At 52.9% G+C, this 26,893-nt stretch carries 25 protein-coding genes and 1 other annotated feature; of the genes, 17 read left to right on the top strand and 8 right to left on the bottom strand.

What is annotated here, in order from left to right; all coding sequences use genetic code 11:
* Positions 1–108 precede the first annotated feature (108 nt).
* Both JL661_RS15910 and crcB read left to right on the top strand, forming a co-directional pair.
* Positions 109–1,023 (top strand): FUSC family protein, encoded by a 915-nt coding sequence (locus tag JL661_RS15910; RefSeq protein WP_004237095.1) that lies wholly within the window; start codon positions 109–111, stop codon positions 1,021–1,023.
* A gap of 40 nt (positions 1,024–1,063) precedes the next feature.
* Entirely contained in the window at positions 1,064–1,447 is a 384-nt protein-coding gene (crcB, locus tag JL661_RS15905) for a fluoride efflux transporter CrcB (protein ID WP_004237097.1), read from the top strand.
* A 12-nt stretch (positions 1,448–1,459) separates the two neighbouring features.
* On the opposite strand, the gene JL661_RS15900 is transcribed toward crcB, so the two are convergent.
* On the bottom strand, positions 1,460–2,128 hold the full coding sequence (locus JL661_RS15900) for a YtjB family periplasmic protein (RefSeq protein WP_004237098.1): 669 nt from the start codon (positions 2,126–2,128) through the stop codon (positions 1,460–1,462).
* Between the two features lie 101 nt (positions 2,129–2,229).
* Between JL661_RS15900 and serB the strand changes: the two genes are divergently transcribed.
* Genes serB through nadR form a run of 3 tightly spaced genes read left to right on the top strand, consistent with a single transcriptional unit; the run spans position 2,230 to position 5,896 of the window.
* Positions 2,230–3,207 (top strand): phosphoserine phosphatase, encoded by a 978-nt coding sequence (gene serB / locus JL661_RS15895; RefSeq protein WP_004242106.1) that lies wholly within the window; start codon positions 2,230–2,232, stop codon positions 3,205–3,207.
* A gap of 25 nt (positions 3,208–3,232) precedes the next feature.
* Positions 3,233–4,621, top strand: a complete 1,389-nt coding sequence (radA, locus tag JL661_RS15890; protein WP_015422438.1) for a DNA repair protein RadA — start codon at positions 3,233–3,235, stop codon at positions 4,619–4,621.
* A 12-nt stretch (positions 4,622–4,633) separates the two neighbouring features.
* Positions 4,634–5,896: a multifunctional transcriptional regulator/nicotinamide-nucleotide adenylyltransferase/ribosylnicotinamide kinase NadR gene (gene nadR / locus JL661_RS15885; RefSeq protein WP_004237101.1), complete on the top strand. Its 1,263-nt coding sequence runs from the start codon at positions 4,634–4,636 to the stop codon at positions 5,894–5,896.
* A gap of 346 nt (positions 5,897–6,242) precedes the next feature.
* On the opposite strand, the gene ettA is transcribed toward nadR, so the two are convergent.
* Complete coding sequence (gene ettA, locus JL661_RS15880) at positions 6,243–7,910, bottom strand: energy-dependent translational throttle protein EttA (protein ID WP_032099035.1); 1,668 nt, start codon at positions 7,908–7,910, stop codon at positions 6,243–6,245.
* A gap of 213 nt (positions 7,911–8,123) precedes the next feature.
* Positions 8,124–8,549, bottom strand: coding sequence for an Exc2 family lipoprotein (locus JL661_RS15875; protein WP_004237103.1), 426 nt, complete (start codon positions 8,547–8,549; stop codon positions 8,124–8,126).
* A gap of 580 nt (positions 8,550–9,129) precedes the next feature.
* Here JL661_RS15875 and sltY point away from each other — a divergent pair.
* Both sltY and trpR read left to right on the top strand, forming a co-directional pair.
* Positions 9,130–11,055, top strand: coding sequence for a murein transglycosylase (sltY, locus tag JL661_RS15870; RefSeq protein ID WP_062773166.1), 1,926 nt, complete (start codon positions 9,130–9,132; stop codon positions 11,053–11,055).
* A 110-nt stretch (positions 11,056–11,165) separates the two neighbouring features.
* Complete coding sequence (gene trpR / locus JL661_RS15865; protein ID WP_004237105.1) at positions 11,166–11,471, top strand: trp operon repressor; 306 nt, start codon at positions 11,166–11,168, stop codon at positions 11,469–11,471.
* Position 11,472: 1 nt separating this feature from the next.
* On the opposite strand, the gene JL661_RS15860 is transcribed toward trpR, so the two are convergent.
* Positions 11,473–12,336 (bottom strand): AraC family transcriptional regulator, encoded by an 864-nt coding sequence (locus JL661_RS15860; protein ID WP_004237106.1) that lies wholly within the window; start codon positions 12,334–12,336, stop codon positions 11,473–11,475.
* A gap of 169 nt (positions 12,337–12,505) precedes the next feature.
* Between JL661_RS15860 and JL661_RS15855 the strand changes: the two genes are divergently transcribed.
* On the top strand, positions 12,506–13,048 hold the full coding sequence (locus JL661_RS15855) for a GNAT family N-acetyltransferase (protein WP_004237107.1): 543 nt from the start codon (positions 12,506–12,508) through the stop codon (positions 13,046–13,048).
* A 50-nt stretch (positions 13,049–13,098) separates the two neighbouring features.
* On the opposite strand, the gene yjjX is transcribed toward JL661_RS15855, so the two are convergent.
* Entirely contained in the window at positions 13,099–13,635 is a 537-nt protein-coding gene (gene yjjX / locus JL661_RS15850) for an inosine/xanthosine triphosphatase (protein WP_004237108.1), read from the bottom strand.
* Between the two features lie 189 nt (positions 13,636–13,824).
* Between yjjX and gpmB the strand changes: the two genes are divergently transcribed.
* Positions 13,825–14,472 (top strand): 2,3-diphosphoglycerate-dependent phosphoglycerate mutase GpmB, encoded by a 648-nt coding sequence (gpmB, locus tag JL661_RS15845; RefSeq protein ID WP_004237109.1) that lies wholly within the window; start codon positions 13,825–13,827, stop codon positions 14,470–14,472.
* Positions 14,473–14,547: 75 nt separating this feature from the next.
* On the opposite strand, the gene robA is transcribed toward gpmB, so the two are convergent.
* Positions 14,548–15,468: an MDR efflux pump AcrAB transcriptional activator RobA gene (robA, locus tag JL661_RS15840; RefSeq protein WP_004242113.1), complete on the bottom strand. Its 921-nt coding sequence runs from the start codon at positions 15,466–15,468 to the stop codon at positions 14,548–14,550.
* A 211-nt stretch (positions 15,469–15,679) separates the two neighbouring features.
* Between robA and creA the strand changes: the two genes are divergently transcribed.
* Positions 15,680–16,171 (top strand): protein CreA, encoded by a 492-nt coding sequence (gene creA, locus JL661_RS15835; RefSeq protein ID WP_015422440.1) that lies wholly within the window; start codon positions 15,680–15,682, stop codon positions 16,169–16,171.
* A gap of 79 nt (positions 16,172–16,250) precedes the next feature.
* Here creA and arcA read toward each other — a convergent pair whose 3' ends face one another.
* Positions 16,251–16,967, bottom strand: a complete 717-nt coding sequence (arcA, locus tag JL661_RS15830) for a two-component system response regulator ArcA (RefSeq protein ID WP_004237112.1) — start codon at positions 16,965–16,967, stop codon at positions 16,251–16,253.
* A gap of 616 nt (positions 16,968–17,583) precedes the next feature.
* Between arcA and thrL the strand changes: the two genes are divergently transcribed.
* The 4 genes from thrL to thrC all read left to right on the top strand — a co-directional run bounded on the left by thrL (position 17,584) and on the right by thrC (position 22,453).
* Positions 17,584–17,670 (top strand): thr operon leader peptide, encoded by an 87-nt coding sequence (gene thrL / locus JL661_RS18695; RefSeq protein ID WP_064483359.1) that lies wholly within the window; start codon positions 17,584–17,586, stop codon positions 17,668–17,670.
* Positions 17,609–17,726: a sequence feature (Thr leader region), on the top strand. Its footprint overlaps the gene before it by 62 nt.
* 29 nt (positions 17,727–17,755) lie before the next feature.
* Complete coding sequence (gene thrA / locus JL661_RS15820) at positions 17,756–20,215, top strand: bifunctional aspartate kinase/homoserine dehydrogenase I (protein WP_062773169.1); 2,460 nt, start codon at positions 17,756–17,758, stop codon at positions 20,213–20,215.
* 3 nt (positions 20,216–20,218) lie between these two features.
* A complete protein-coding gene (gene thrB / locus JL661_RS15815) occupies positions 20,219–21,151 on the top strand; it encodes a homoserine kinase (protein ID WP_036413714.1) in 933 nt (310 codons plus the stop codon).
* A 9-nt stretch (positions 21,152–21,160) separates the two neighbouring features.
* Positions 21,161–22,453, top strand: coding sequence for a threonine synthase (thrC, locus tag JL661_RS15810; protein ID WP_062773172.1), 1,293 nt, complete (start codon positions 21,161–21,163; stop codon positions 22,451–22,453).
* 91 nt (positions 22,454–22,544) lie between these two features.
* On the opposite strand, the gene yaaA is transcribed toward thrC, so the two are convergent.
* Positions 22,545–23,327: a peroxide stress protein YaaA gene (yaaA, locus tag JL661_RS15805; protein WP_004237116.1), complete on the bottom strand. Its 783-nt coding sequence runs from the start codon at positions 23,325–23,327 to the stop codon at positions 22,545–22,547.
* Between the two features lie 321 nt (positions 23,328–23,648).
* Here yaaA and tal point away from each other — a divergent pair, with 321 nt between their 5' ends.
* The 3 genes from tal (at position 23,649) to JL661_RS15790 (ending at position 26,713) form a co-directional block, all read left to right on the top strand.
* The gene (gene tal, locus JL661_RS15800) at positions 23,649–24,602 is read left to right on the top strand and encodes a transaldolase (protein WP_004237118.1); all 954 of its coding nucleotides are present in this window, start codon (positions 23,649–23,651) and stop codon (positions 24,600–24,602) included.
* Positions 24,603–24,708: 106 nt separating this feature from the next.
* On the top strand, positions 24,709–25,293 hold the full coding sequence (gene mog, locus JL661_RS15795) for a molybdopterin adenylyltransferase (protein ID WP_004237119.1): 585 nt from the start codon (positions 24,709–24,711) through the stop codon (positions 25,291–25,293).
* Positions 25,294–25,414: 121 nt separating this feature from the next.
* Positions 25,415–26,713 (top strand): MFS transporter, encoded by a 1,299-nt coding sequence (locus JL661_RS15790; protein WP_004237120.1) that lies wholly within the window; start codon positions 25,415–25,417, stop codon positions 26,711–26,713.
* Positions 26,714–26,893 lie beyond the last annotated feature (180 nt).

The raw sequence follows: 26,893 nt of genomic DNA, 5'->3' as shown, positions 1-26,893 counted from the left end.
TTCTATTCCCGGTTTAAACAGCTGCACGGCATCCGCATTGCGCTGGCATTTACACTGACGTTTCTGGTGTTCCGGGAATTACACAGCGATAAGCTCGATTATATCATTATGACACTTATCTCTATCCTGATGCCGATGCCGTACTGGGGAAATGTGCTGATCCGCTCGATGCAGCGCACCCTTGGTACTGTTATCGGCTCACTGATCGGGATGTTGCTGCTGTACACGGAAACCCACTCTTTCCCGCTGATGCTGGCGCTGGCGACTATTGCGATGTTTGTCTGCGGCTTGATCGCGCTGGGTAAAAACATGTATGTCGGGATGCTGATCGGGATGACCATCAGTATCGTTGCCACCGCACCGGTCGGGGATATGGACTCTGCGCTGATCCGTTCGGCGCAGACGGTGGGCGGCTCGATTCTGGCACTGGTGTTCTCGGCGATTCTGCCGCTGAAAGGGTTTGTGTTCTGGCGGATGAATATCAGCACTATTTTGCGCGATATTGCCAGATTATATGATGAGCACATCATGAAACTGAGCAGTACCGACCCGGAGCGATGGGATAATCAGCTGAAAGACACGTTATCCACACTGCTGACCTGTAATACCTACATTGCACCGGCTGTCAAAGAAACCCATGTTCCGGCTGCCACCTTTACGGCCATTCACGGGCGCATCCGGCGGCTGGTGGCGATACTGGAACTGCTGACCGATACCTTCAGTAAAAACTACTTCGCTCATGCGCTGAACACCGAAAATCCCTACATTGTGCAGTTGCAGAAAAGCAACAGTGAGATCATGAAACTGCTCTCTGATATCTTTGTGCAGGGGAAAGACGATGACACCATGGATAAGCTCCAGGCACTGCGTGCCAGCACACATGAGCTGCATCAGAAGATCAATGCACAGCCGGAAAGTAACTCGGCGGATGCCATGATGGTCGGGATGAGTGTGGAAGTAATCAAGCTGCTGGATGAAGTGTGCGGGCTGGTTCAGATTGACATTTTAAAGAAATGCGCATAAACACAGAAATATTGAAACAAAAATGACGTAAGGTTTTTCTATGTTAAATGTGATCCTCAGCATTTCCGCAGGATCAGTACTCGGCGGCCTCGGCCGCTGGGTGTTGAGTAATAAATTCAACCCGGTGCTGGCAATGATGCCGCTGGGGACGTATCTCGCTAATATTATTGCCGGTTATATTATCGGGCTGGCGGTGGCGTTTTTCTCTTCTCACCCGACACTTCCGGCGGAATGGCGGCTGTTTATTGTCACCGGTTTCTGCGGCGCGTTATCGACATTCTCGACTTTTTCACTCGAGATTGTGCAGGCTTTCCAGGCCGGGCGCATCCACCACGGTATGGCAGAAATCGCCCTGCATGTACTCAGCTCCCTGCTGATGACCTGGCTCGGCCTGCTGACCTGGCAGGTGTTGCAGCACCGGTAAAAAAAGGGGAAATTATTCCCCTTTTTCTTTCTCTTCCGTTTTCTTCCCCGGCTTTTCATCTTCATTTTTCAGATTGGCGGTCAGCAGATACAGGGATTGCTGCCAGCGGCTCGGGGTCAGCTGCAGCAGGTTATTGGCGAGCACAAAGCCGATACCGAGAGCGAGAAGTAACATCACCCGCAGCAGGTTGGTGGTGTTATCCACCTGGGTGGATTCTGTGGCCAGACGGTGGGTATCGATGGTCAGGCGCAGAAAGCCTTTCGGACCTTTTTTTCCCGGGATGGCGGCGACAATCTGATGATTAAAATAACTGCCGGCTTTTTGCCCGTCCAGCGCCAGGCGGTCGCGGACAGTGATACTCTCGCCGCTGCCGGCTATCTGTACCCCGTCATCCTGATATACTGTGGCATCGAGAATGCGGCTGTTGGTGGTCAGCTGCGCTAAATTTGCCGTAATTTGTTTCTTATTGAGCACTTTCCCGTTATCGTCTATAGCATCGGAAAGGTTAAACGCCACCTGTTGTGCCAGCGAATAGGCCAGTTCATTAAACTGATCCATTGACGACTGCTGGTGGACGCGGCTGAAATAAGACACACCCTGTAACAGACACACCATCAGGGCGAGACAAATCAGAATAATGGCTGTTTTATGCAGCCGGAATGTTAACTTCGTTTTGGCCATTGTTTATCCGTTTTTCCGTTGTCGCCACCATATTGCCAGAAGCGGAAATTTTTATCTGCTACCATCATGAATATTATCAGGGATTATAGGAGTATCTGTTGATGTCGACGAGTCTGACCTACTGTTATTTGCCGAATGAAATCCATAAGTGGCCGGGCCTTCCTCTTTCCCTGAGCGGTGATGAAGTAATGCCGCTGGACTACCGGGCGGGTGACAGCGGCTGGCTGCTGTACGGACGCGGGCTGGATAAGGCGCGGATCAGCGATTTCCAGCACCGGCTGGGGGCGGCAATTGTGGTGGTCTCGTCATGGCGGATCGATGATTATCAGGTGGTGCGGATTGCGGGCAGTCTGACCGGGCGCATCAAGCGGGTGGCAGATGAGTTTCAGATGGATGTCGTGCCGCTGGGTAATATCCCGAAACTGCGCTCCCCCGGATTACTGATGATGGATATGGATTCCACTGCGATCCAAATCGAATGTATCGATGAAATCGCCAGATTAGCCGGCGTCGGTGATGAAGTCGCGGAGGTGACGGAAAGAGCGATGCAGGGCGAACTGGATTTCAGCGAAAGCCTGAAAGCGCGTGTCGGCCTGCTGGCCGGGGCGGATGCCGCCATTTTACAGCAGGTGCTGGATACGCTGCCGCTGATGCCGGGGCTGACCAGCCTGGTGCGTAAACTCCAGGCGATGGACTGGCATGTCGCGATTGCTTCCGGCGGATTTACTTTCTACGCCAATCATTTAAAAGATTCTCTGCGCCTGATTGCCGTCTATGCCAATCAGCTGGAAATCAAAGACGGCAAACTGACCGGCAAAGTCAAAGGTCCGGTGGTGGATGCCAAATACAAAGCGCAGGCGCTGGTGAAACTGGCGGAATTTCTCAATATTCCTTTAGAGCAGACCGTGGCGATCGGTGATGGTGCCAATGACCTGAAAATGCTGAAAAAAGCCGGTCTCGGCATTGCCTTCCACGCCAAACCGAAAGTGTATGCACGGGCAAAAGTGGCTATCCGCCATGCCGACCTGATGGGGGTGATGTGCACCCTCAGTGGTGGTCTGAAACACGAAGAACGTTAATTTATCAGTTATTACGGGGTCACGAGTGGCAAAACCAGCAAAACGCGCCTTTGTCTGTAACGAGTGCGGGGCGGATTATCCCCGCTGGCAGGGGCAGTGCACCGCGTGTCAGGCGTGGAATACCATCACGGAAGTCCGGCTGGCTTCTGTCTCATCGTCTGCGGCACGCAATGATCGCCTCAGCGGCTATGCGGGGCAGAGCGGTGTCAGCAAAGTACAGAAGCTGTCGGAAATCAGTCTTGAGGAACTGCCGCGTTTCTCCACCGGTTTCAAAGAATTTGACCGTGTGCTGGGCGGCGGCGTGGTACCGGGCAGTGCCATTCTGATCGGCGGTAACCCGGGCGCCGGGAAAAGTACCCTGCTGTTACAGACCATGTGCCAGCTCGCCGCACAGATGAAAACCCTGTATGTCACGGGGGAGGAATCCTTACAGCAGGTGGCGATGCGGGCGCACCGCCTCGGGCTGCCGATGGACAATCTCAATATGCTGTCGGAAACGGCGATTGAGCAGATTTGCCTGATCGCAGAGCAGGAACAGCCGAAGCTGATGGTGATTGACTCCATCCAGGTGATGCACATGGCGGATATTCAGTCTTCGCCGGGCAGTGTGGCACAGGTACGCGAAACAGCTGCCTATCTGACCCGCTTTGCCAAAACCCGGGGTGTGGCGATCATTATGGTCGGCCACGTCACCAAAGACGGCTCTCTGGCAGGACCGAAGGTACTCGAGCACTGTATTGACTGCTCGGTCATGCTCGACGGCGAGGCCGATTCCCGTTTCCGCACACTGCGCAGCCATAAAAACCGCTTTGGTGCGGTGAATGAGCTGGGTGTGTTTGCCATGACGGAGCAGGGGCTGCGCGAGGTGAGCAACCCGTCCGCCATTTTCCTGAGCCGCGGGGATGAAATCACGTCCGGCAGTTCGGTGATGGTGGTCTGGGAAGGCACACGTCCGCTGCTGGTGGAAATCCAGGCGCTGGTGGATCACTCCATGATGTCGAATCCGCGCCGTGTGGCGGTCGGGCTGGAGCAGAACCGGCTGGCTATCCTGCTGGCGGTACTGCATCGTCACGGCGGATTGCAGATGTCGGATCAGGATGTGTTCGTCAACGTGGTCGGCGGGGTGAAAGTCACCGAAACCAGTGCGGATCTGGCGCTGCTGCTCTCGCTGGTCTCCAGTTTCCGTGACCGGCCGATCCCGCGTGATGTGGTGATCTTCGGTGAAGTCGGGCTGGCGGGGGAGATCCGTCCGGTGCCGAGCGGCCAGGAGCGGATCTCGGAAGCGGCCAAACACGGTTTTAAACGGGCGATTGTGCCGAATGCCAACCGCCCGAAAAACCCGCCACCGGGTATGCAGGTGTTCGGGGTGAAAAAACTGTCGGATGCCCTGTCTGTGCTGGATGAACTGGAATAAGTGAGGCAGAGAATGACCGATTTTTCCTATCTGAAACAAGCCATTAAACAGGCGGGTGTCACACTCCAGCAACTGGCGGATCAGTGCGGGGTGACCAAAGGGTATCTCAGCCAGCTGATTAACAACAAAATCAAAAGTCCCGGCGGCCAGAAGCTGGCCGGGCTGCACAGTGCGCTGGGGCTCGATTACCCGCTGAAGCAGAAAATTACCGGGGTGGTGTTCGGGAAATTTTACCCGCTGCACACCGGCCATATTTACCTGATCCAGAGGGCGTGCAGCCAGGTGGATGAGCTGCATGTGATCCTCTGTCACGACGAACCGCGTGATAAGGCGTTGTTTATCAACAGTTCAATGTCTCAGCAGCCGACCGTCAGTGATCGCCTGCGCTGGCTTCTGCAAACCTTTAAGTATCAGAAAAATATCCGCATTCACTCATTTGATGAGCACGCTTATGATCCGTATCCGCACGGCTGGGAACACTGGAGTCAGGGTGTGTGTCAGTTTATGCGGGAAAAAGGGATCACGCCGGATTTTATCTATTCAGGCGAAAAAGCGGATGTGCCGCGTTACCGTGAATCGTTCGGCATTGAAACAGTGCTTATCGACCCGGAACGTACCTTTATGAATATCAGCGGGCGGCAGATCCGTCAGGCGCCGTTCCGCTACTGGGACTATATTCCGACAGAGGTCAAACCCTTCTTTGTGCGCACTGTGGCGGTGCTCGGCGGGGAATCCAGCGGAAAATCCACCCTCGTTAATAAACTGGCGAATATGTTCAATACCACCAGTGCCTGGGAATACGGACGCGATTATGTGTTTTCCCACCTGGGCGGTGATGAAATGGCGCTGCAATATTCCGACTATGACAAAATCGCGCTGGGTCATGCTCAGTATATTGATTTTGCAGTAAAATATGCCAATAAAGTTGCGTTTGTGGATACGGATTTTGTCACGACCCAGGCTTTCTGCAAACGGTATGAGGGTAAAGAGCATCCGTTTGTGCAGGCACTGATTGCGGAGTACCGCTTTGACCTGGTGATCCTGCTGGAAAATAACACGCCGTGGGTGGCTGACGGACTGCGCAGCCTCGGCAGTGACAATGACCGCAAAGCGTTTCAGGACCTGCTGATCGATATGCTGCGGGAAAACGGTATTAAGTTTGTCCATGTGACATCGGCGGATTACGACACCCGTTTTCTCGAGTGCGTCGAGCTGGTTCAGCGTCTGCTGATGCTGGATACCCCTGAAATTCGTGACGGGGATCAGCAAAAATAAAGAATGTTGTGAGAATCGAAAAATAATCAGGTAATTTCCGTGAGAAATTATTTTTCTCTTCTATACTGAAAGAACAAGGACAACACACAGCGTCCGACAGAATTCAGGGCAACAAAGGGAGGAAAGATGAAGAGTAAAGGATCCCTTTACTGATGGTGTTAACTGATTGATTTATTTATCAGTTTTAAGTGTTATGAAAGCGGTAAGTATGAAGTAGTAAGTCAGCTTCGGTTGTACCTTAAGTACCAGGTTCAATGTAATACCCGTAACAAAAGACACTCTTTTATCCATCCAACCAAAAAATGCCGCGCGGTCCCTCACCACGCGGCATTTTCCGTTATATGGCCTATTTGGTCATACGTTTGTACTTGATGCGGTGCGGCTCCAGTGCGGCCTCGCCGAGAGTCCGTTTCTTGTAATCTTCATATTCACTGAAGTTACCTTCGAAGAACTCCACTTTGCCCTCATCCTGATAGTCGATGATATGGGTGGCGATACGGTCAAGGAACCAGCGGTCATGGGAAATGACCATAGCGCAGCCCGGGAATTCCAGCAGGGCGTTTTCCAGTGCACGCAGGGTTTCGATATCCAGGTCGTTGGTTGGTTCATCGAGCAGCAGCATGTTGCCGCCGACCTGCAGCAGTTTGGCCAGATGCAGACGGCCGCGCTCACCACCGGATAACTCACCGACACGTTTGCCCTGGTCAACGCCTTTGAAGTTAAAGCGTCCGACATAAGCACGGCTCGGGATCTCAGTGGTGCCGATACGCATGATATCCTGCCCGCCGGACACTTCTTCCCAGACGGTTTTCTTATCATCCATGGCATCACGGAACTGATCAACAGACGCGATAGTCACGGTATCACCGAGAGTGATAGTACCGGAATCCGGCTGTTCTTTGCCGCTGATCATACGGAACAGGGTGGATTTACCCGCGCCGTTCGGCCCGATAATCCCGACAATCGCCCCTTTCGGCAGCGAGAAACTCAGGTTATCGATCAGGGTACGGCCATCATAGGATTTGGTCAGGTTTTCCACTTCCAGAACTTTGTCACCCAGACGCGGGCCAGGCGGAATAAAGAGTTCGTTGGTCTCATTACGTTTCTGGTACTCGACGCTGTTCAGTTCCTCAAAGCGGGCCAGACGGGCCTTGCCTTTGGATTGACGACCCTTCGGATTCTGACGGATCCACTCCAGCTCTTTCTCGATAGACTTGCGGCGGGCAGCTTCAGAAGACGCTTCCTGTGCCAGACGGGCATCTTTCTGCTCCAGCCAGCTGGAGTAGTTTCCTTCCCACGGAATACCTTCACCGCGGTCAAGTTCGAGGATCCAGCCGGCGACGTTATCAAGGAAGTAACGGTCGTGGGTGATTGCCACAACGGTACCTTCGTAGTCGTGCAGGAAGCGTTCCAGCCAGGCGACAGATTCCGCATCCAGGTGGTTGGTCGGTTCGTCGAGCAGCAGCATATCCGGTTTTTCCAGCAGCAGGCGGCAGATAGCCACACGGCGGCGCTCACCCCCGGACAGATTACCGATTTTGGCATCCCAGGCCGGTAAACGCAGGGCATCTGCCGCACGTTCCAGCTGGTTATCCAGATTATGACCGTCATGAGACTGGATAATCGCTTCCAGCTCACCCTGCTCTTTGGCGAGTTTGTCAAAATCCGCATCCGGATCGGCGTACAGCGCGTACACTTCATCCAGACGGGTCAGGGCATTTTTCACTTCCGCAACCGCTTCTTCAACCGCTTCACGGACAGTGTGTTCCGGATTCAGTTTCGGTTCCTGCGGCAGATAGCCGATGTTCAGGCCGGGCTGCGGACGTGCTTCGCCCTCAATATCGGTATCCACACCTGCCATGATGCGCAGCAGGGTTGATTTACCGGCACCATTCAGGCCGAGAACACCGATTTTGGCGCCCGGGAAGAAACTCAGAGAGATATCTTTCAGTATATGACGCTTCGGCGGCACAATTTTGCCGACACGGTGCATCGAATAAACGTATTGAGCCAATGTAGTCTACCTTTTTTCGTTGATGGGGCATCTGCGGGGCATTATGACTAAGTTTTACGTTTAGTTAAAGCCACTCCGGTGTCAGTATTGCCCGGTTGCCGGCAGTGACCGGCGGGTACAGCAGATTCCCCATTCTAACACCGGCCTGCGTTATTCTCACGGTGATCGTGCCGTCGCCGGGATCCGTATCATGATGAACCCGGGGCCGGTGTGCTAACGGCCGCTGTAACCGGCCTCATAAGCAGCAATAATATTGTCTGTCAGCATTTTTTTCTGCCGGTCCGTGCGGTCACTTTCATTTACTTTCTCAGTATGTACTTTTGGTGAAATAAACTGTGTTGTCCCGGTCATACGGCTCAAAAATTCGTTACTTCTGAAATAACTAATTCGCTCTTTATATTGTTGCGGTGTTATTCCGTCTTTTTTATCTTTTATACCGGCATCATAGAATTGTTTAAAAAACGGCGTCATAAGTTTAACGGAGCCATTTATATGAGTCTGAAAGTTAGGGTCAGAATCCTGCGCGGCCTGCTGGTAGACATAGTGTCGGGTGATTTTCTCATAGGCGGTCTGCTGTGATGCACATGCTGTCAGAGCAAATAATGCAGAGATGATTATTATGTTTTTTATATTATTCATAATGTATTACGTCCTTTACGGTTATCAGTAAACCGGATGTGGTGTAAAAATATGAGAATATTTTTAATGGAAACCGGAAATACAGCAAGTGATGTACATCATATATTTTATGATTTCTGTCTGTAATCTGGAAAATAAAAATACTTCAAAAATATAACTATCTGATTAATTAAAATAGCGTGTTTATCCCGGAGCAAGGGGTAAAAAAAAAGACGACCGGAGTCGTCTGAAATGTGTTCACTACTTATAGAGTTATTGGTAGTGCTCAGGATCCCGCTTACGGCGGTAGCCGGTTTCCTGAAGTGTTATCATTATAATTTTAAATTTAACTTTACTATATAGTAAGAATGATGAGTGCACCAGACGATATCACTGCATCCTGTTTAATAAACCATCATTTACGGTAAAGGGAATGCACAATAAGAATAATCAGACATATATTCTGAATAATATAATTTCCGGTATCTGGTTATGCGGCACAACGGTATGATTTGTGTCTGCGTGACAGGGCACTTACACTGTGTATCAGGGTCTGAGGTATTGTGCAGATAAACGGTAATGAAGGAGACAGGAGCAGATCATGAGGAAATGTATATGGCCGGGCGTGGCAGCCCTCAGCATGCTGATGTTTTCAGCACTGGCGTCAGCGGATTCACTGAGTGAGCAGCGTCAGCGCTATCAGGATGTCAAATCTGCCTGGGATGCCAATAATATGGCGGAAGTGGAACGCCTGATGCCGTCACTGCGGGACTATCCGCTCTATCCTTATCTGGAATACCGTGAGCTGACACAGGACATGAGCCTGCTGACAGCAGGTCAGGTGAAAAATTTTACGGATACCCATCTGAATCTGCCGTCAGCGGCAAGTCTGAAAAATAAATTTATCAGTGAGCTGGCCAAACGTAATGACTGGCAGGGGCTGGTCAGCTACAGCACGACTGTACCAAAACCGGTCAGTGCGAAGTGTGACTATTACTATGCCAACTGGCAGACCGGAAACCGTCAGGTGGCGCTGGACGGGGCGAAATCAGTCTGGCTGGCGGGAAATTCCCTGCCGTCCTCCTGCGATAAGCTATTTGATGTCTGGGATCAGTCCGGCGGACTGACACCGGAACGTGTTCTTGAACGCATCAGCCTGGCGCTGAAAAACGGCAACACCTCTCTGGTCAGTTATCTGGCAAAACGCCTGCCTGCCTCTTATCAGACCATCAGCAATGGTCTGATTAACTTACAGAAAAACCCGGCATCAGTGGTGACATTTGCCCAACTGAGCCCGACTGATTTCACCCGTCAGGCCACCATCTCCGCTTTCTCCGCCTATGCCCGCAAATCACCTGATGCGGCAAGGGCTGACCTGAACAGTGTGGCGCGCGCCCAGAAAATGAATGACAGCGAGCGTCAGCAACTGAAAGATGCCGTTGCGTGGCAGTATATGGGGAGCGATGTGACAGATGAGCAGGCTGCCTGGCGTGACGAAGTGATTCAGGAAACCGATTCTGTCACCCTGCGCGAGCGCCGTGTGCGTCTGGCGCTGAGTAACGCGGATGACCGCGATCTGGATCGCTGGCTGACCCGGTTACCGGCGGATGCTCAGCAGAAAGAGGAATGGCAGTACTGGCGCGCCGTATTGCTGGAAAAAGGCGGCAATAAAGCGGCAGCAGATGCCATTCTGGAAAAAATCACTCAGGGTCGCGGGTTCTATCCGATGGTGGCGGCACAGCGTCTGGGTAAACCGTATGTCATGATGATCAATGCGGCGGATAAACCGGACAACAGCATCAGCAATCTGCCGGAAATTCAGCGTATCCGTGAGCTGCTGTACTGGCAGATGGAAGGGCTGGCCCGCACCGAGTGGCTGAATCTGGTGGACAGCCAGACACCGGCGCGCAAAGCACAGCTGGCGCGTTATGCGCTGGAGCAGGGCTGGGCGGATCTGAGTGTGCAGGCGACGATCAACGGCAAGCTGTGGGATCATCTGGAAGAGCGCTTCCCGCTGGCCTGGCAGAGTGAGTTTGATGAGTTCACTCAGAATAAAAATATCAGCAAAAGCTATGCGATGGCGATAGCCCGTCAGGAAAGTGCCTGGAACCCGCAGGCGCGTTCGCCGGTCGGCGCAACGGGGCTGATGCAGCTGATGCCGGCAACGGCAACCCAGACGGTCCGCGACAATGGTATTGCGGATTACAGCAATAGTGCGCAGCTGGTTAATCCGCGCAAAAATATCGAGATAGGCACCGCGTATCTCAACGGCGTGTATAACCAGTTCGGTCAGAACCGGATCCTGGCGAGTGCTGCGTATAACGCAGGCCCGAACCGTGTGACCCGCTGGCTGAGCAACAGCGGCGGACGGCTCGATGCGGTTGCCTTCGTGGAAACCATTCCGTTCGCGGAAACCCGGGGTTATGTGAAGAATGTGCTGGCATTTGATGTCTTTTATCAGAACTTCCTGAAAGGGCAGCGCCCGGCGGATGTACTGACACCTTCCGAACAATCAATGCGTTACTGATCATTCCCCTCCGGCCCGGTTCAGCAGAAGACAGCTGCACCGGGCTTGTGTTATCCTAGATGTACTAGTTAACGGGTACTTTTTGTACTCCCGATCCTATGGGGTGACACATGACGACAGACCAACTTCAGGACAGCGACTGGCAGCGCTTTGTCAGCCTGCTGCGCAATGCCTATTCACAGGATATTGAATCCCACCTTTTTCAGCTGCTTTTTACCCCGGATGAGCGCACAGCGCTGGGCACACGTGTGCGGATCGTTGAGGAACTGCTGCGCGGTAAGATGAGTCAGCGGGAGCTGAAAAGTGAGCTGGGGGTCGGCATTGCGACCATCACCCGGGGCTCCAACAGCCTGAAATATGCCCCGGAAGAGGTAAAAGCCTGGCTGGAGCAGGAACTCCTCAGCGGTAAAAAATAACTCAGCTGTTCTGCCGCCGGTACGTTGTCAGGGAAATGCCGGTTTCCCGTCTGAAATAGCGGCACAGGTAGGACGGATCATCAAAGTGCAGTTTATCTGCGATCTGCTCTACTGACAGCGTACTGTAACGCAGCAGTGTCTTGATTTCGGGGATAACCCGGCGGTTGATCAGTGACTTGGGCGAGTGATTGAAAAACGTTCCGGTCAGCTGTGACAGATAAAACGGCGTGATATTTAACCGCCGTGCATAGTACTGCACATCCCTGTGTTCCCGGCTGTGGCGGCAGATAAGTTCCCAGAACTGCCAGCACAGCGTCTCTTTCCGGCTGTACTTCTGTATGGCGGCCGGGGCATCCGGCGGCATTCTTTCCGCTATCCGCAAAAACAGATTTTGTAAATGATTACGCTGCATGATATGCCGGTAAACCGGGCTGTTGCGGGTGATATCCTGCATTTGTGCCAGCCACATTGTCAGCAGCGATTTTTCTTCCGGCAGCGGAATGCAGCGGGGATATTCATGCAGAAACAGAAACAGCGGGTTCGGCAGGACATAGGCGATTTCGGCAGAGAAGGAGGCCGGGATCAGACAAAAAAACACACGGAATCCCCGCGAACGCTTTTTCAGCAGCGCGATCGTATCTTCCGCCAGCACCAGAATATCCCCCGCCCGTACAGGCTGAGATTTAAAGTTCAGTGACATATGCGCGTATCCCGCCCGGCAGATCATCAGGGTGAGATACGCATTTCCGAAGGTCAGCGGTACGCCGTTGTGATCGGCCAGTGTGCTTTCCCCTGTCAGTAATGTGTCTGTTTCTTCCGTCAGCACCGGAATCTGATCTGTCAGTGTAATATCGTGAGTTGCCATTTTTGCCGTCCTGAAGCAGATATCAGAGGAAATTTATCACAATAGTTTTCAAAAGTACCGGAAGTGCGGAGGTTTGTTGCTTACCGCCGGTCTGCCGTCAGGCTACACTTCCTGTCATCACAGAGAGAGCCGCTGAGGCTGAATGTATAACTGAAGTAAGGTAAGCAGTATGAAATTAGAAACAGAACGTATGATTCTGCGCCCGTGGGCAGAAACCGATGCCGCCGATTTATATGAAGTGGCGAAAGATGACCGCGTCGGCCCGATTGCCGGCTGGCCGCCGCACAGTTGCGCTGAGGAAAGTGCCGATATTATCCGCACCGTTTTTAACCTCGATGAGGTCTATGCCACTGAACTGAAAGCGAACGGACGGGCTGTGGGCTGTATCGGGATCCTGATCGGTGAAAACAGCAACTTTGACATCAGTCAGCGGGAAGGGGAAATCGCCTACTGGATTGGTGTACCGTACCAGGGACAGGGTCTGATCCCGGAAGCGGTCAGGGAAGTGATGCGCCATGCATTCGAAACCCTGGAGCTGGATGCACTGTGGTGCGGCTATTTTGAAAACAATGAACAGTCACACCGCGCCCAGGCCAAATGCGGGTTCCGTCATCATCATACCGAAGAGAATAAATTCAATCAGTTCCTGAATGATTACCGGACTGAACATATCAGCCGCATTACGCGGGAAGAGTGGCTGGCACAGCAGTAAATGTGCCGGGAAGGTCACCGGGCCGGTGAGTACCGGTCCGGTTTTTCAGATCAGGATTCTTTGGTGTTCAGGGATTTATAAATTTCATGCTGGATAGGCACCAGCGCCAGGATAATTGCCTGCTCATAGACACTGGTGCGGGTCAGCGCGCCGCCGGTGAAGAAACCGATCGCTCCGCCTTTCTGTTTGATATCTTCCACCCCGGTCAGGTCGGCCATTTCATCACCCAGTTCGCGGCCTTCGCGGATCCCCGCGAGAATTTTTTCCGGCAGCATCAGGCTGGCAGAACGGGATTCCCCGCGCAGCTGACGGTGCTCGATAACAATCCAGGCAAAGGTCATATCGCCTTCAATACCCGCCTCAACACCAACCCAAAAATCCGCTTCCGGTCTGACCTGACGGGCCGCATTGACGCGCTGGCGGGCACCGGTACGGGTTTCTGTGTTCCCGATAGGCTGCTGCGGCACACTGCTGTCCACATTGACATCTTCAATATCAAAATTGCCGTTACCCAGTACCACTTCAAAAGCGGAACGGATAGCCTGAATTTTGGCCGGATTAGTCGTTGCTGCGATAATATGAAACATGATAATTAAACTATCCACGTAATTATGTTTGCCGCAGTATAGCGAATATTGACGGCTTTCCGCAGATTTTTTTAGACGGTGCCGTGCGGTGAAAGAGTTTCAGGGATAAAGCGTGATCCCGGGAATGTTTTTACGGTATGGTAGCGGGGTAATCAGACTTTCACACAGTAAAAGCAGAGATTGATAGTTATGTCACAGGTATTTCTTGTCCGTCACGGCGAAACTGAATGGAACGTTCAGCGCCGTATCCAGGGTCATTCTGACAGCCCGTTAACACAAAGTGGTATCGATCAGGCGAAGCAGGTTGCCGCGCGTCTGAAAAATGAAGGGATCACCCATATTATTGCCAGTGATCTGGGCCGCACACAGCAGACCGCGAAACTGATCGCAGAAGCCTGCGGTTGTGAGATTATTGCGGATCCGCGTCTGCGTGAGCTCAATATGGGCGTGCTGGAAAAACGTCAGATCCATACCCTGACCGCAGAAGAAGAGGGCTGGCGTAAAAGTCTGCTTAACGGCGCGGAAGACGGGCGTATCCCGGAAGGGGAATCTCTCGCGGAGCTGGAAAGCCGGATGCGGGCGGCGCTGGAGAGCACGCTGGATTTGCCGGAGGGCAGCAAAGTTCTGCTGGTCAGTCACGGTATTGCGCTGGGATGCCTGATTGGCTCTGTGCTGGGGCTGCCGGCGTATGCGGAGCGCCGTCTGCGTCTGCGCAACTGTTCGTTATCCGTTCTGGAGTATCAGGAAAGCCCGTGGCTGGCGGATGGCTGGGTAGTTGAAACGGCCGGTGACACCACACATCTGAGTCTTCCGGCGCTGGATGAAGTGCAGCGCTGAGTAAACCGGTGAATCAGACACCGCCCGGGTGAACAAGACACCACCGGCGGCGGTGTTTGTTCTGCGGGAAGGCTGTTACTGCGCGTCACGTCTGACAGGAATATAGTATTTAAATTCCTCGATGTGATGGCGCGGATCAGTCTCATCCACATCAGCCGCATCCGGATAGCGGATGTCGGTTCCCTTTCTCAGTTTATAGCTCTCAATATCGTAACCACGGCGGCGGGTGATCCCCAGTCGCGGCACACACTGGCCGTAAATCGTGAACAGGAATTCCTGCATCGCACCGCGGTAAGGAATGCCGCTGAAGGTGAAGCAGAGATATTCGCCACCGGGCATTTCCACCTCGTGAACATTTTCCTCAGTGGTAAAGGCAGCAAATTCCTTCGCCACGGCAGTGGTGTAATGGACTGTCTGCTCATCTTCTTTGTCCGGATTACGGGTAGTGCTGTAAAGCCCGTAAACATAGTCCGGGATAGTTTTCGCCACAGAAATATGATGCAGCCAGAACTCCTGGCGCATGTGGGTACACGCGGTTGCCCAGTCTTCCAGACGATGTGAACAGCTGTTCTCTATACCGGTGACTGTGCGCGGCGGCAGCGTGACAAACTCGTGCTCCGGCATCGGCACATCATCAAGCAGAATGGCGGAGCAGATTCCGTCAGAGCACCATTCGTCAAGACGGCGGTACAGCGCAGGTGTTTTATTAAACTGTTTCTTGAATGCGCGGGTAAAGGTTTGCTGTGAATCGAAACGATACTGTAATGCGATATCTAAAATAGGACGGGCAGTCAGCCGCAGTGCAATGGCTGCGCGTGACAAACGGCGGGCGCGGATGTAAGCGCCGATGGCCTCACCGGTAACGTCCTTGAACATACGTTGTAAATGCCACTTGGAGTAGCCTGCCTTCGCAGCGACGTTATCGAGGGAAAGTGGCTGATCTAAATGCTCATCTAACCAACGGAGTAAATCGCGAATGATGCTGGTCTGATCCATACATCTCCCTTATTGGATTGATGAAGTTCTGAAAGAGATATAACGAATTTATATTCTAACCTGAGTGATTATCAACGGGATAATCATTTACCAATTCTTACTTTTGGCCGGAAAAAATGTTTTAAGAACAGGGCGACTATCATAAACTGGTAACATGGATTATCTTTAAAATCATACAATTTTCAAATGATTTTCTTGGGCTATTAAGATTATGAATCAGACTCGCCGGTCTATACTGGGAATTATCACAGCTATTTCATTGAGTTCGTTATCCTTTTTGAGCCATGGTGAAGAAATCGGCTCTGTGGACACCGTGTTCAAAATTCTGGGGCCGGACCACAAGATTGTGGTGGAAGCCTTTGATGATCCGGATGTGGAAAATATCACCTGTTACCTGAGCCGGGCAAAAACCGGCGGGATCTCGGGTGGGCTGGGTCTGGCGGAGGATACATCTGATGCCGCGATTTCCTGTCAGCAGGTCGGGCCGGTCACAGTCAGTGATAAAGTGAAAAAAGGCCGCAAAGATAAAGGCCAGGTGGTGTTCCAGAAGCGGACATCCATGGTATTCAAGAAGTTACAGGTGGTTCGTTTCTATGATGAGAAGCGTCACGCGCTGATTTATCTGACCTATTCGGATAAAGTGGTCGACGGCTCGCCGAAGAATGCGCTGAGCGCGGTGCCGATCATTCCGTGGAACAAATAACCGGATAACAGCAACAACAAATCCCCGGTGGTGCCAGGCATCACCGGGGATTTCGTATATATGTTACCGCAGCGGAAGATTACTCTTCGAGATCGCCGCAGAACCGGTAACCTTCGCCGTGAATGGTGGCGATGATTTCCGGAGTATCCGGTGTGGACTCGAAATGCTTGCGGATACGGCGGATGGTGACATCCACTGTACGGTCATGCGGTTTCAGTTCACGGCCGGTCATTTTCTTCAGCAGTTCAGCGCGGGTCTGAATCTTGCCCGGATTCTCACAGAAGTGCAGCATTGCACGGAACTCACTGCGCGGCAGCTTGTACTGCTCGCCGGTTGGTCCGATTAATGAGCGGCTGTTGATATCCAGTTCCCAGCCGTTGAACTTGTAACTTTCCACACTGCGGCGCTCTTCGCTGCCACCGGCCAGATTCATGGTCCGTGACAGTAAGTTGCGTGCGCGGATAGTCAGTTCACGCGGGTTAAACGGCTTGGTGATGTAGTCATCAGCACCGATTTCCAGACCGAGGATTTTATCCACTTCATTATCACGGCCGGTTAAGAACATCAGTGCCACGTTTGCCTGTTCGCGGAGCTCACGCGCCAGCAACAGACCATTTTTTCCCGGGAGGTTGATGTCCATGATAACCAAATTGATATCATGGTCTGACAGCACATTGTGCATCTCTGCACCGTCAGTGGCTTCATGTACCACGTAACCCTCTGCTTCAAAAATACTTTTCAGGGTGTTACGGGTGACGATCTCATCTTCAACAATTAAAATATGCGGGGTTTGCATAGTCGCTACCTAAATTACTTAGAATAATAAGAAATCTGATTATCTGCCCGTGTAACCTGTGCCGGTATCGTTGTGGTTATGTCCGGCACATCACCACAGACAGAAAAAAAATCTTGTTCAGACCGCATTTTAACAATCACTCAACTCAGAACGTAAGGAATTGAAACGATTCGTACCAATATTAGTCTATTAACACCAATATAACAGCAACCCAATCATTTACCATCCGGAAATCTAACCTTTGTTGATACATATCAAAATCAATTGTAGCACGTTAACACAATTTTCAATTGTTAATTGCCGGTTTTAATGATTGTCAAATAAATAGAAATACAATGTTAAGCATTATATCTGACTTGTCTGATTATTGTACATTTTTCTGCCGGGTAAACAGCGAAAAACGCAACCTGCATGATAAAAGTGAAAAAATACAGAAACTCCTGGTTCTGTAAAATTAAATGCCGGTTGATGAGATGATAACCGCGTTAATTTGCCGTAATTTCTTTTTATTCTGATATGTGATCAGATTCAAATTGTCTGATTCTGCGGGCAAATCTGAAGAATAATTTGACATCAACCTGCCTTTCCTTTAACCGTAATAGGGTTAACCAGACAAATGACAGACAGGAACCCCATGCGTAATCACAGCCTGACCATGATTATTATTACCACCACCACCATTACCACCGGCGGTGCGGGCTGACGCATATCTGAAATCACGAAAAAAGCCCGCACAATGACTGTGCGGGCTTTTTTTTTGGACTAAAAACGGCAGGAGCAGGTGACACATGCGTGTACTTAAATTTGGCGGCACATCCGTGGCAAACGCGGATCGTATACTGAACATCGCAGGAATCGCGGAGAAAAAACTCGCGCAGGGACAGCTCGCCATGGTGCTTTCCGCACCGGCGAAAATCACTAATTACTTAGTGGCGATGGTGGAGCAGACCGTCAGCGGGCAGGAAGCAAACACCCTGGTACACGATGCCGCCGCGATTCTCGGGGCGATTCTGGACGGGCTGCGCGATGCGGTACCGGGCTTTGAATATGACCGGCTGAAGCATGAAACAGAGCAGGAAATCAGCCGGATCCGCCGGGTACTGCACGGTGTGTCACTGCTGGGGCAGTGTCCGGACGGCATCAACGCCAATATGATCAGCTGCGGCGAGCGTTTTTCCATTGCGGTGATGGCATCACTGCTGAAAGCCCGCGGCCATAAAGTGACAGTGATTGACCCGGTGGCCAGTCTGCTGGCGTTTGGTGGTTATCTGGAATCCACCGTTGATATTAATGAATCAACAAAACGTATTGCAGCGCTGAATATTCCGTCTGACCACATCATTCTGATGGCGGGATTCACCGCCGGTAATGAAAACGGTGAGCTGGTGGTGCTGGGGCGTAACGGTTCTGACTATTCTGCGGCGGTACTGGCAGCGTGTCTGCGTGCCTCCTGCTGTGAGATCTGGACTGACGTGGACGGCGTGTATACCTGTGACCCGCGTTTGGTGCCGGATGCCCGTCTGCTGAAAGGCATGTCGTATCAGGAGGCGATGGAACTCTCCTATTTCGGGGCAAAAGTCCTGCACCCGCGTACTATCGCGCCGATTGCCCAGTTTCAGATCCCGTGTCTGATTAAAAACACCCTCAATCCGGACGCGCCGGGCACGCTGATCGGCGACGGCCAGCGTGATGACAGCCTGCCGGTGAAAGGGATCACCAATCTGAATAATATGGCGATGTTCAACGTCTCCGGCCCGGGCATGAAAGGGATGGTCGGGATGGCGGCGCGGGTGTTTACGGTGATGTCACGGCGTAATATCTCTGTCGTGCTGATTACACAGTCATCTTCCGAATACAGCATCAGTTTTTGTGTGGCGCAGAAAGATAAGGCCCGCACTCAGCAGGCACTGGAAGAAGAGTTCTATCTGGAGCTGAAAGAGGGCGTGCTCGACCCGCTGGATGTGCTGGATAACCTGGCGATTGTCTCCGTGGTCGGGGACGGTATGCGGACACTCAAAGGCATCTCCGCGCGGTTCTTCTCGGCACTGACGCGCGCCAACATCAATATTATCGCGATCGCGCAGGGCTCGTCTGAACGTTCCATTTCTGCGGTGGTGGATAATGATCTCGCGGCCGCCGGTGTGCGTCTGTGTCATCAGATGCTGTTTAACACTGACCGCATTGTGGAGGTGTTTGTGGTGGGCACCGGCGGGGTCGGCAGTGCGCTGCTGGAGCAAATCCGCCGCCAGCAGGCGTGGCTGAAAGCCCGGAGTATCGATCTGCGTGTGTGCGGTATCGCCAACTCAAAAGCGATGCTGACCAATATGCGCGGCATTGATTTACAGGACTGGCGTCAGTCGCTGGCGCAGGCCAAAGAGCCGTTCAGCCTCAGCCGTCTGATCCGCCTGGAAAAAGAATACCATTTCCTCAACCCGGTGATTGTGGACTGTACGTCGAATGAGGAAATCGCCCTGCAATATGCGGATTTCCTGAAGGACGGTTTCAACGTGGTGACGCCGAACAAAAAAGCCAATACCCTGCCGATGGATTATTACCATGAACTGCGCAGTGCGGCGGCGGCATCAAAACGTCAGTTCCGTTACGACACCAACGTCGGTGCCGGGCTGCCGGTGATCGAAAACCTGCAAAACCTGCTCAACGCGGGGGATGAACTGATGCAGTTCAGCGGTATTCTGTCCGGTTCGCTCTCCTTTATTTTCGGTATGCTGGATGAAGGAATGTCACTGTCTGAGGCAACAGCTGCGGCGAAAGCCAAAGGCTTTACCGAGCCGGATCCGCGTGATGATCTCTCCGGGATGGATGTGGCGCGTAAGCTGCTGATCCTGGCCCGCGAAGCGGGACTTTCCCTTGAATTATCCGATATTGAGGTGGATTCCGTGCTGCCGCCGGACTTCGATGCTTCCGGCGATGTGAATACCTTTATGGCGAATCTGCCGTCACTGGATGCGGCCTTTGCCGCGCGTGTGGCGAAAGCCGCAGAAGCAGGCCGTGTTTTGCGTTATGTTGGCATCATTGATCACGGCCGCTGTCAGGTGAAAATCACTGAGGCAGACGGTAACGATCCGCTGTATAAAGTGAAAAACGGCGAGAACGCCCTGGCGTTTTATACCCGCTACTATCAGCCTATCCCGCTGGTACTGCGCGGTTACGGCGCGGGGAATGATGTGACAGCGGCAGGGGTGTTTGCGGATGTGCTGCGGACAATGTCATGGAAACTGGGAGTGTAAAACGTGATAAAAATTTATGCACCGGCGTCAATCGGGAATGTGAGTGTGGGGTTCGATGTGCTGGGTGCGGCAGTGTCTCCGGTCAGCGGGGCACTGCTCGGCGACTGTGTGTCCATCGCGAAGGCAGAGACGTTTTCACTCAGAAACCGCGGGCGTTTTGCCGGGAAACTGCCGGTGAATCCGAAGCACAATATTGTGTATCAGTGCCGTGAACGGTTCAGTGAGATCATTCATGATGATCTGCAGGTCGCTATGGTGCTGGAAAAAAATATGCCGGTGGGCTCGGGGCTCGGCTCCAGCGCCTGCTCGGTGGTGGCCGCGCTGGTGGCGCTGAACGAGTATACCGGCAGGCCGCTGGAGGAAATGGCGCTGCTGCGTCTGATGGGCGAGATGGAAGGGCGCATCTCCGGCAGTGTGCATTATGACAATGTCGCCCCCTGCTTCCTCGGCGGATTGCAGCTCAATATTGAAACCGGCGACAGCGTCAGCCAGGCTGTGCCGGGGTTTGAACACTGGTACTGGGTAATGGCGTATCCGGGTATCAAAGTCTCCACGGCGCAGGCACGGGCGATTTTACCGGCGACCTATTCACGGGCGGATATTGTCAGCCACGGCCGCAACCTGGCCGGATTCATCCACGCCTGTCATACCGGACAGGCTGACCTGGCGGCGGCGATGATCCGTGATGTGGTGGCAGAGCCGTACCGCCGTGAATTATTACCGAATTTTGATGCGGTCCGTGAGCAGGTGCTTGCACGCGGCGCGAAGGCATGCGGCATCTCCGGCTCGGGTCCGACCCTGTTTGCGGTCTGTGACAGCAAATCAGCGGCAGAGCAGGTAGCGGATGTCTTTAACACACAGTATTTGCAGAACAGCGAAGGGTTTGTCCATCTGTGCCGTCTCGATCTCAAAGGCGCACGTCAGATAAGTGCATAAAGGTAAAAAATGGAACTGTACAATTTAAAAGATGAGAGTGAAAAAGTCAGTTTTGCACAGGCGGTAAAACAGGGGCTGGGACGCGGACAGGGGCTGTTCTTCCCGCGTGAGATTCCGTTTTTTGAGCAGGCGGAAATGGATAAGCTGCTGGCGATGGATTTTGTCAGCCGCAGCACCGCCATTCTGCATGCCCTGATTGGTGATGAGATCCCGGAAGCTGAGCTGGCAGCGCGTGTCCGTGCCGCCTTTGCTTTCCCGGCACCGCTGAACCCGGTAGAGCCGGATGTGGCCTGTCTGGAGCTGTTCCACGGCCCGACACTGGCATTCAAAGATTTCGGCGGACGTTTTATGGCCCAGGCGCTGGCCGCGGTTGCCGGTGACAAGCCGGTCACTATTCTGACCGCGACTTCAGGGGATACCGGTGCTGCCGTCGCACACGCCTTTTACGGCCTGAAAAATGTGCAGGTGGTGATCCTCTATCCGCAGGGAAAAATCAGTCCGTTACAGGAAAAACTGTTCTGTACCCTCGGCGGTAATATCCATACCGTGGCGGTGCAGGATGATTTCGATGCCTGTCAGGCACTGGTAAAACAGGCATTTGATGATGAGGAACTGAAGCAGACGCTGCATCTGAACTCGGCAAACTCTATTAATATCAGCCGTCTGCTGGCACAAATCTGTTATTACTTTGAAGCGGTGGCACAGGTTCCGGCGGAAAAACGCGGTGAACTGGTGTTCTCGGTGCCGAGCGGCAACTTCGGTGACCTGACCGCCGGGGTGCTGGCGAAAGCGATGGGGCTGCCGGTGAAACGCTTTATCGCCGCGACCAATGCCAACGACACGGTACCGCGCTATCTGGCGGACGGACAGTGGAAACCGGCGGCGACGGTGGCAACGTTATCCAATGCCATGGATGTCAGCCAGCCGAATAACTGGCCGCGTATTGAGGCGCTGTTTGCGCGCGAAGGCTGGTCTCTGAAGGATCTGCGTTCCGGTGCGGTAAGTGATGACGAAACCCGCGAAACGATGCGCGATCTGGCTGCGAAAGGTTATATTTCCGAGCCGCATGCCGCGATTGCTTATCGCCAGCTGCGCAGTGACTTGCAGCCCGGTGAGTACGGTATTTTCCTCGGCACGGCGCATCCGGCAAAATTCCTGGAGAGTGTGGAAGCGATTCTGGGCAGTAAACTGTCGTTACCGGCTGAACTGGCGGAGCGGGCTGATTTACCACTGCTGTCAGCCGTGTTACCAGCGGATTTCGCGGCGCTGCGGGACTATATGCTGAAGACGGTGAAGCCGTAATTTCTTATCAATCAGCGATAGCGAGATGATAACGGGTAAGAGAACAAAAAGCATACTGCGCCATGGATGGCGCAGCTGAATTATCCGGCGGTTATGCTGCGTGGTGTTCTGAACGTGTAAACACCAGTTCCCGCTCACCGGACTGACTCTCATCAAAACGGTAACCGTCGAGGTTAAAGCCGGTCAGCTGAGACGGCTGTGTCAGGCGGTTCTGAATAATAAACCGGCTCATCAGGCCGCGTGCTTTCTTAGCATAGAAACTGATCACTTTATATTTGCCGTTTTTCTCATCGAGGAAAACCGGTTTGATAATCACCGCATTCAGTTTCTCCGGCTTCACCGCTTTAAAGTATTCATCAGAGGCCAGATTGACCAGTACATTATCACCCTGTGCGGCCAGTGCCTGATTGAGATTGTCCGTAATAATATCCCCCCAGAACGCATACAGATCTTTGCCGCGCGGATTGGCGAGTTTCGTCCCCATCTCCAGACGGTAAGGCTGCATCAGATCCAGCGGGCGCAGCACGCCGTACAGGCCGGAAAGCATACGCAGATGCTGCTGGGCGAAATCAAAATCGGCTTCACTGAAGGTTTCCGCCTGCATCCCGGTATACACATCCCCTTTAAATGCCAGAATAGCCTGACGGGCATTGTCCGGCGTGAAATCCGGCTGCCACTCCCCGAAACGGGCGGCATTCAGACCCGCCAGTTTATCACTGATATGCATCAGCGAGCCGATATCCGCCGGGGTCAGTTTGCGGCAGGTTTCCATCAGGGCTTCTGATTGTGCCAGCAGCTCAGGCTGAGTATGGCGTTCAGTGGCTAACGGGCTGTCATAGTCGAGGGTTTTGGCAGGGGAAATAGTCAGCAGCATGGTCGGCTCCGGTCTGATATTGTCATTATTAACGGTACTCTACCAAAAAAAAGCACAGAGCGGGCAAATCACTGTAATCGGTAATACATACAAAACAGGAGGCGTTCCGGATTACAGCGGAATAACGGCGGATCACCGGTGCGGCACCGGATTTTCCCTGCTTGCGCGGCGGGCTGTCCGTGATATTATCAGGTGCAGTTGCGGCATATTGCCATCTGTACTCGCCATACTTCAGAATGCCGGGGTGTTGACTACGCAAAGCCCGCCTGCAGGCATGCTGGATTATTCAGAGTATCTTCTGACATAAGATGAGAGACGAAAATGACCGATAAGTTAACTTCCCTGCGTAATCTGACCACGGTTGTGGCCGATACCGGTGACATCGAAGCGATGAAGCTTTACAAACCACAGGATGCCACCACCAACCCTTCTCTGATCCTCAATGCGGCGCAGATTCCGGAGTACCGTAAGTTAATTGATGATGCGGTGACCTGGGCGCGTGCACAGAGCGATTCACGTGAACAGCAGATTATCGATGCCGGTGACAAACTGGCGGTGAATATCGGTCTGGAGATCCTGAAACTGATTCCGGGTCGCATTTCCACAGAAGTGGATGCCCGTCTCTCTTATGACACTCAGGCGAGTATCGCGAAAGCAAAACGTCTCATCAAACTGTATAACGATGCCGGCATCAGCAACGATCGTATCCTGATCAAACTGGCTTCCACCTGGCAGGGTATCCGCGCGGCGGAACAGCTGGAAAAAGAAGGCATCAACTGTAACCTGACACTGCTGTTCTCCTTTGCTCAGGCGCGTGCCTGTGCGGAAGCGGGTGTATATCTGATTTCTCCGTTCGTTGGCCGTATCCTCGACTGGTACAAAGCAAACAGTGACAAGAAAGAGTTCGCACCGGCAGAAGATCCGGGCGTGATTTCAGTGACTGAAATCTACAACTACTACAAAGAGCACGGCTACAAAACCGTGGTTATGGGCGCAAGCTTCCGTAACTCAGGTGAAATCCTGGAACTGGCCGGTTGTGACCGCCTGACTATCGCCCCTGCACTGCTGAAAGAGCTGTCAGAAGCGACCGGTGCGGTTGAACGCAAACTGGAATACAAAGGCGAAGTGAAAGCGCGTCCTGCACCGCTGACAGAAGCTGAGTTCTACTGGGGCCACCACAGTGACGCTATGGCAACCGAGAAACTGGCGGACGGTATCCGTAAGTTTGCGGTAGACCAGGGCAAACTGGAAAAAATGATCGCCGATCTGCTGTAATCGTTATAATACAGTCAGATATAAAAGGCAGCCGGCAGGCTGCCTTTTTTGTTTCCGGCGGCAATGCTATGCTGTGCCCCGGAGTCAAAATGACGTTGAGGTGACTATGAACAATGTGTTGCGCATCGGTCTTGTCTCGGTTTCTGACCGCGCATCCGGTGGTATTTATGAAGATAAAGGCATTCCGGCCTTACAGGCATGGCTGGAAAAAACTATCACCACGCCTTTTCAGACAGAAACCCGCCTGATCCCGGATGAAGAAGCGATGATCAGCCAGACGCTGTGTGAGCTGGTGGATGAATTCGGCTGCCATCTGGTGCTGACAACCGGCGGAACCGGCCCGGCGCGGCGTGATGTGACTCCGGACGCAACACTGGCGGTGGCGGATCGCGAAATGCCGGGTTTCGGCGAGCAGATGCGTCAGATCAGCCTGAAATTTGTGCCGACGGCAATCTTATCCCGCCAGGTGGGCGTGATCCGCAATCAGTCACTGATCCTCAATCTGCCGGGGCAGCCGAAAGCTATCGCTGAGACCCTGGAAGGGCTGAAAGATGAAAACGGCAAAGTAATGGTTTCCGGTATTTTTGCAAGTGTACCGTATTGTATACAGTTGCTCGACGGGCCTTACATCGAAACTGACCCTGAAATTGTCGCGGCGTTTCGCCCTAAATCAGCAATAAAGCCGCAGTAATGCTGCGTTTTCAGCATAAAATAAAAAACATTCCCCCGGACACCTTTCTTGTCCTATGATGCGGTTATCCACTTATGTAAAGTAAAGATAACAGCAATGTAAAGACAGGAAAGGTGAACCCATGGCACAGACCATTCCCCGGACACTCAACCGGCAGGACTATAAAACACTCTCTCTCGCGGCTCTGGGCGGCGCACTCGAATTCTACGATTTTATTATTTTCATCTTTTTTGCCGTCACTATCGGCAAACTGTTTTTCCCGCCTGACATCCCTGCGTGGCTGGTGCAGATGCAGACTTTCGGGATCTTTGCTGCCGGTTATCTGGTACGCCCGCTGGGCGGTATTGTGATGGCACACTTCGGTGACCTGGTCGGGCGCAAGAAAATGTTTTCCCTCAGTATTCTGCTGATGGCGGTGCCGACACTCTGTATCGGCCTGCTGCCGACTTATGAATCTATCGGCATTGCCGCGCCGTTACTGCTTTTATTAATGCGGGTAATGCAGGGGGCGGCTATCGGCGGGGAAGTGCCTGGTGCCTGGGTATTTGTCTCCGAGCATGTGCCGAAGCATCGTATCGGCATTGCCTGCGGCACACTGACGGCAGGGCTGACGGTTGGTATCCTGCTCGGCTCGCTGGTGGCCATGATGATGGCGACACTCTTTACTGAAGCGCAGCAGCTTGCCTGGGGCTGGCGTGTACCGTTCTTCCTCGGGGGGATTTTCGGGTTTGTGGCACTGTATCTGCGCCGCTGGCTGGCGGAAACCCCTATCTTTCAGGAGATGAAGCAGCAAAAAGCACTGGCGAAAGAGCTGCCGCTGAAAACCGTGGTGGTGAATCACAAAGAAGCGATTGTTATCTCCATGCTGCTGACCTGGCTGCTCTCCGCCGGGGTTGTGGTGGTGATCCTGCTGACACCGGCGTATTTACAGACGGAGTTCGGCCTGGCAAAAGCGGTGGTTTCAGTCGCCAATATGACCGCGATTCTGGCACTGTGTGCCGGGTGTCTGGTGGCGGGTTATCTGTGTGACAAACTGGGCGCCTCTGTGGTCTTTACCTTCGGCAGCCTGCTGCTGGCGGTCTGCACCGGCTATTTTTACCTGACCGCCGGTGAGCCGGGTACGCCGCTGTCGCTGACCTACGGACTGGCCGGATTCAGTGTCGGCGTGGTGGGCGCGGTACCGTTTGTGATGGTGAACAGTTATCCGGCGGAGATCCGCTTCAGCGGTATTTCGTTCTCCTACAACCTTTCTTATGCCATTTTCGGCGGACTGACGCCGGTGGTGGTCACGCTATTCCTGAAATGGACCCCGCTGGCACCGGCGTATTACATGCTGGGGCTTTCACTGATCGGCCTGCTGCTGGGACTGTATATGGGGAAAGCGGCGGTGCGTCAGCGGATGATGGTGTTCAGCTCCTGATAACCCCCTGCATTGTGTTGTGTGAATGCCGTGCTGATATGACTGTCAGCGCGGCATTTTTCAGTGTTTCATCATTTTCTTTTAAATAATCTGTTTTTTTTTCATTTTCCCCTTGATGAATGCATTTATGGCCCCATCTACTTGTCATCGGAAACTGAAACTCAGTTGAATCCCCTTTAA

The sequence above is a fragment of the Morganella morganii genome (assembly GCF_019243775.1).
Lineage (GTDB): Bacteria > Pseudomonadota > Gammaproteobacteria > Enterobacterales > Enterobacteriaceae > Morganella > Morganella morganii.
This window is presented reverse-complemented; position numbering and strand designations above follow the sequence as displayed.

Excerpts from the sequence above, each read along its gene's own strand:
- JL661_RS15910 (WP_004237095.1), top strand. The coding sequence starts at position 109 with ATGACACTTATCTCTATCCTGATGCCGATGCCGTACTGGGGAAATGTG.
- crcB (WP_004237097.1), top strand. The coding sequence starts at position 1,064 with ATGTTAAATGTGATCCTCAGCATTTCCGCAGGATCAGTACTCGGCGGC.
- JL661_RS15900 (WP_004237098.1), bottom strand. The coding sequence starts at position 2,128 with ATGGCCAAAACGAAGTTAACATTCCGGCTGCATAAAACAGCCATTATT.
- serB (WP_004242106.1), top strand. The coding sequence starts at position 2,230 with ATGTCGACGAGTCTGACCTACTGTTATTTGCCGAATGAAATCCATAAG.
- nadR (WP_004237101.1), top strand. The coding sequence starts at position 4,634 with ATGACCGATTTTTCCTATCTGAAACAAGCCATTAAACAGGCGGGTGTC.
- JL661_RS15875 (WP_004237103.1), bottom strand. The coding sequence starts at position 8,549 with ATGAATAATATAAAAAACATAATAATCATCTCTGCATTATTTGCTCTG.
- sltY (WP_062773166.1), top strand. The coding sequence starts at position 9,130 with ATGAGGAAATGTATATGGCCGGGCGTGGCAGCCCTCAGCATGCTGATG.
- trpR (WP_004237105.1), top strand. The coding sequence starts at position 11,166 with ATGACGACAGACCAACTTCAGGACAGCGACTGGCAGCGCTTTGTCAGC.
- JL661_RS15860 (WP_004237106.1), bottom strand. The coding sequence starts at position 12,336 with ATGGCAACTCACGATATTACACTGACAGATCAGATTCCGGTGCTGACG.
- JL661_RS15855 (WP_004237107.1), top strand. The coding sequence starts at position 12,506 with ATGAAATTAGAAACAGAACGTATGATTCTGCGCCCGTGGGCAGAAACC.
- yjjX (WP_004237108.1), bottom strand. The coding sequence starts at position 13,635 with ATGTTTCATATTATCGCAGCAACGACTAATCCGGCCAAAATTCAGGCT.
- gpmB (WP_004237109.1), top strand. The coding sequence starts at position 13,825 with ATGTCACAGGTATTTCTTGTCCGTCACGGCGAAACTGAATGGAACGTT.
- robA (WP_004242113.1), bottom strand. The coding sequence starts at position 15,468 with ATGGATCAGACCAGCATCATTCGCGATTTACTCCGTTGGTTAGATGAG.
- creA (WP_015422440.1), top strand. The coding sequence starts at position 15,680 with ATGAATCAGACTCGCCGGTCTATACTGGGAATTATCACAGCTATTTCA.
- arcA (WP_004237112.1), bottom strand. The coding sequence starts at position 16,967 with ATGCAAACCCCGCATATTTTAATTGTTGAAGATGAGATCGTCACCCGT.
- thrL (WP_064483359.1), top strand. The coding sequence starts at position 17,584 with ATGACAGACAGGAACCCCATGCGTAATCACAGCCTGACCATGATTATT.
- thrA (WP_062773169.1), top strand. The coding sequence starts at position 17,756 with ATGCGTGTACTTAAATTTGGCGGCACATCCGTGGCAAACGCGGATCGT.
- thrC (WP_062773172.1), top strand. The coding sequence starts at position 21,161 with ATGGAACTGTACAATTTAAAAGATGAGAGTGAAAAAGTCAGTTTTGCA.
- yaaA (WP_004237116.1), bottom strand. The coding sequence starts at position 23,327 with ATGCTGCTGACTATTTCCCCTGCCAAAACCCTCGACTATGACAGCCCG.
- tal (WP_004237118.1), top strand. The coding sequence starts at position 23,649 with ATGACCGATAAGTTAACTTCCCTGCGTAATCTGACCACGGTTGTGGCC.
- mog (WP_004237119.1), top strand. The coding sequence starts at position 24,709 with ATGAACAATGTGTTGCGCATCGGTCTTGTCTCGGTTTCTGACCGCGCA.
- JL661_RS15790 (WP_004237120.1), top strand. The coding sequence starts at position 25,415 with ATGGCACAGACCATTCCCCGGACACTCAACCGGCAGGACTATAAAACA.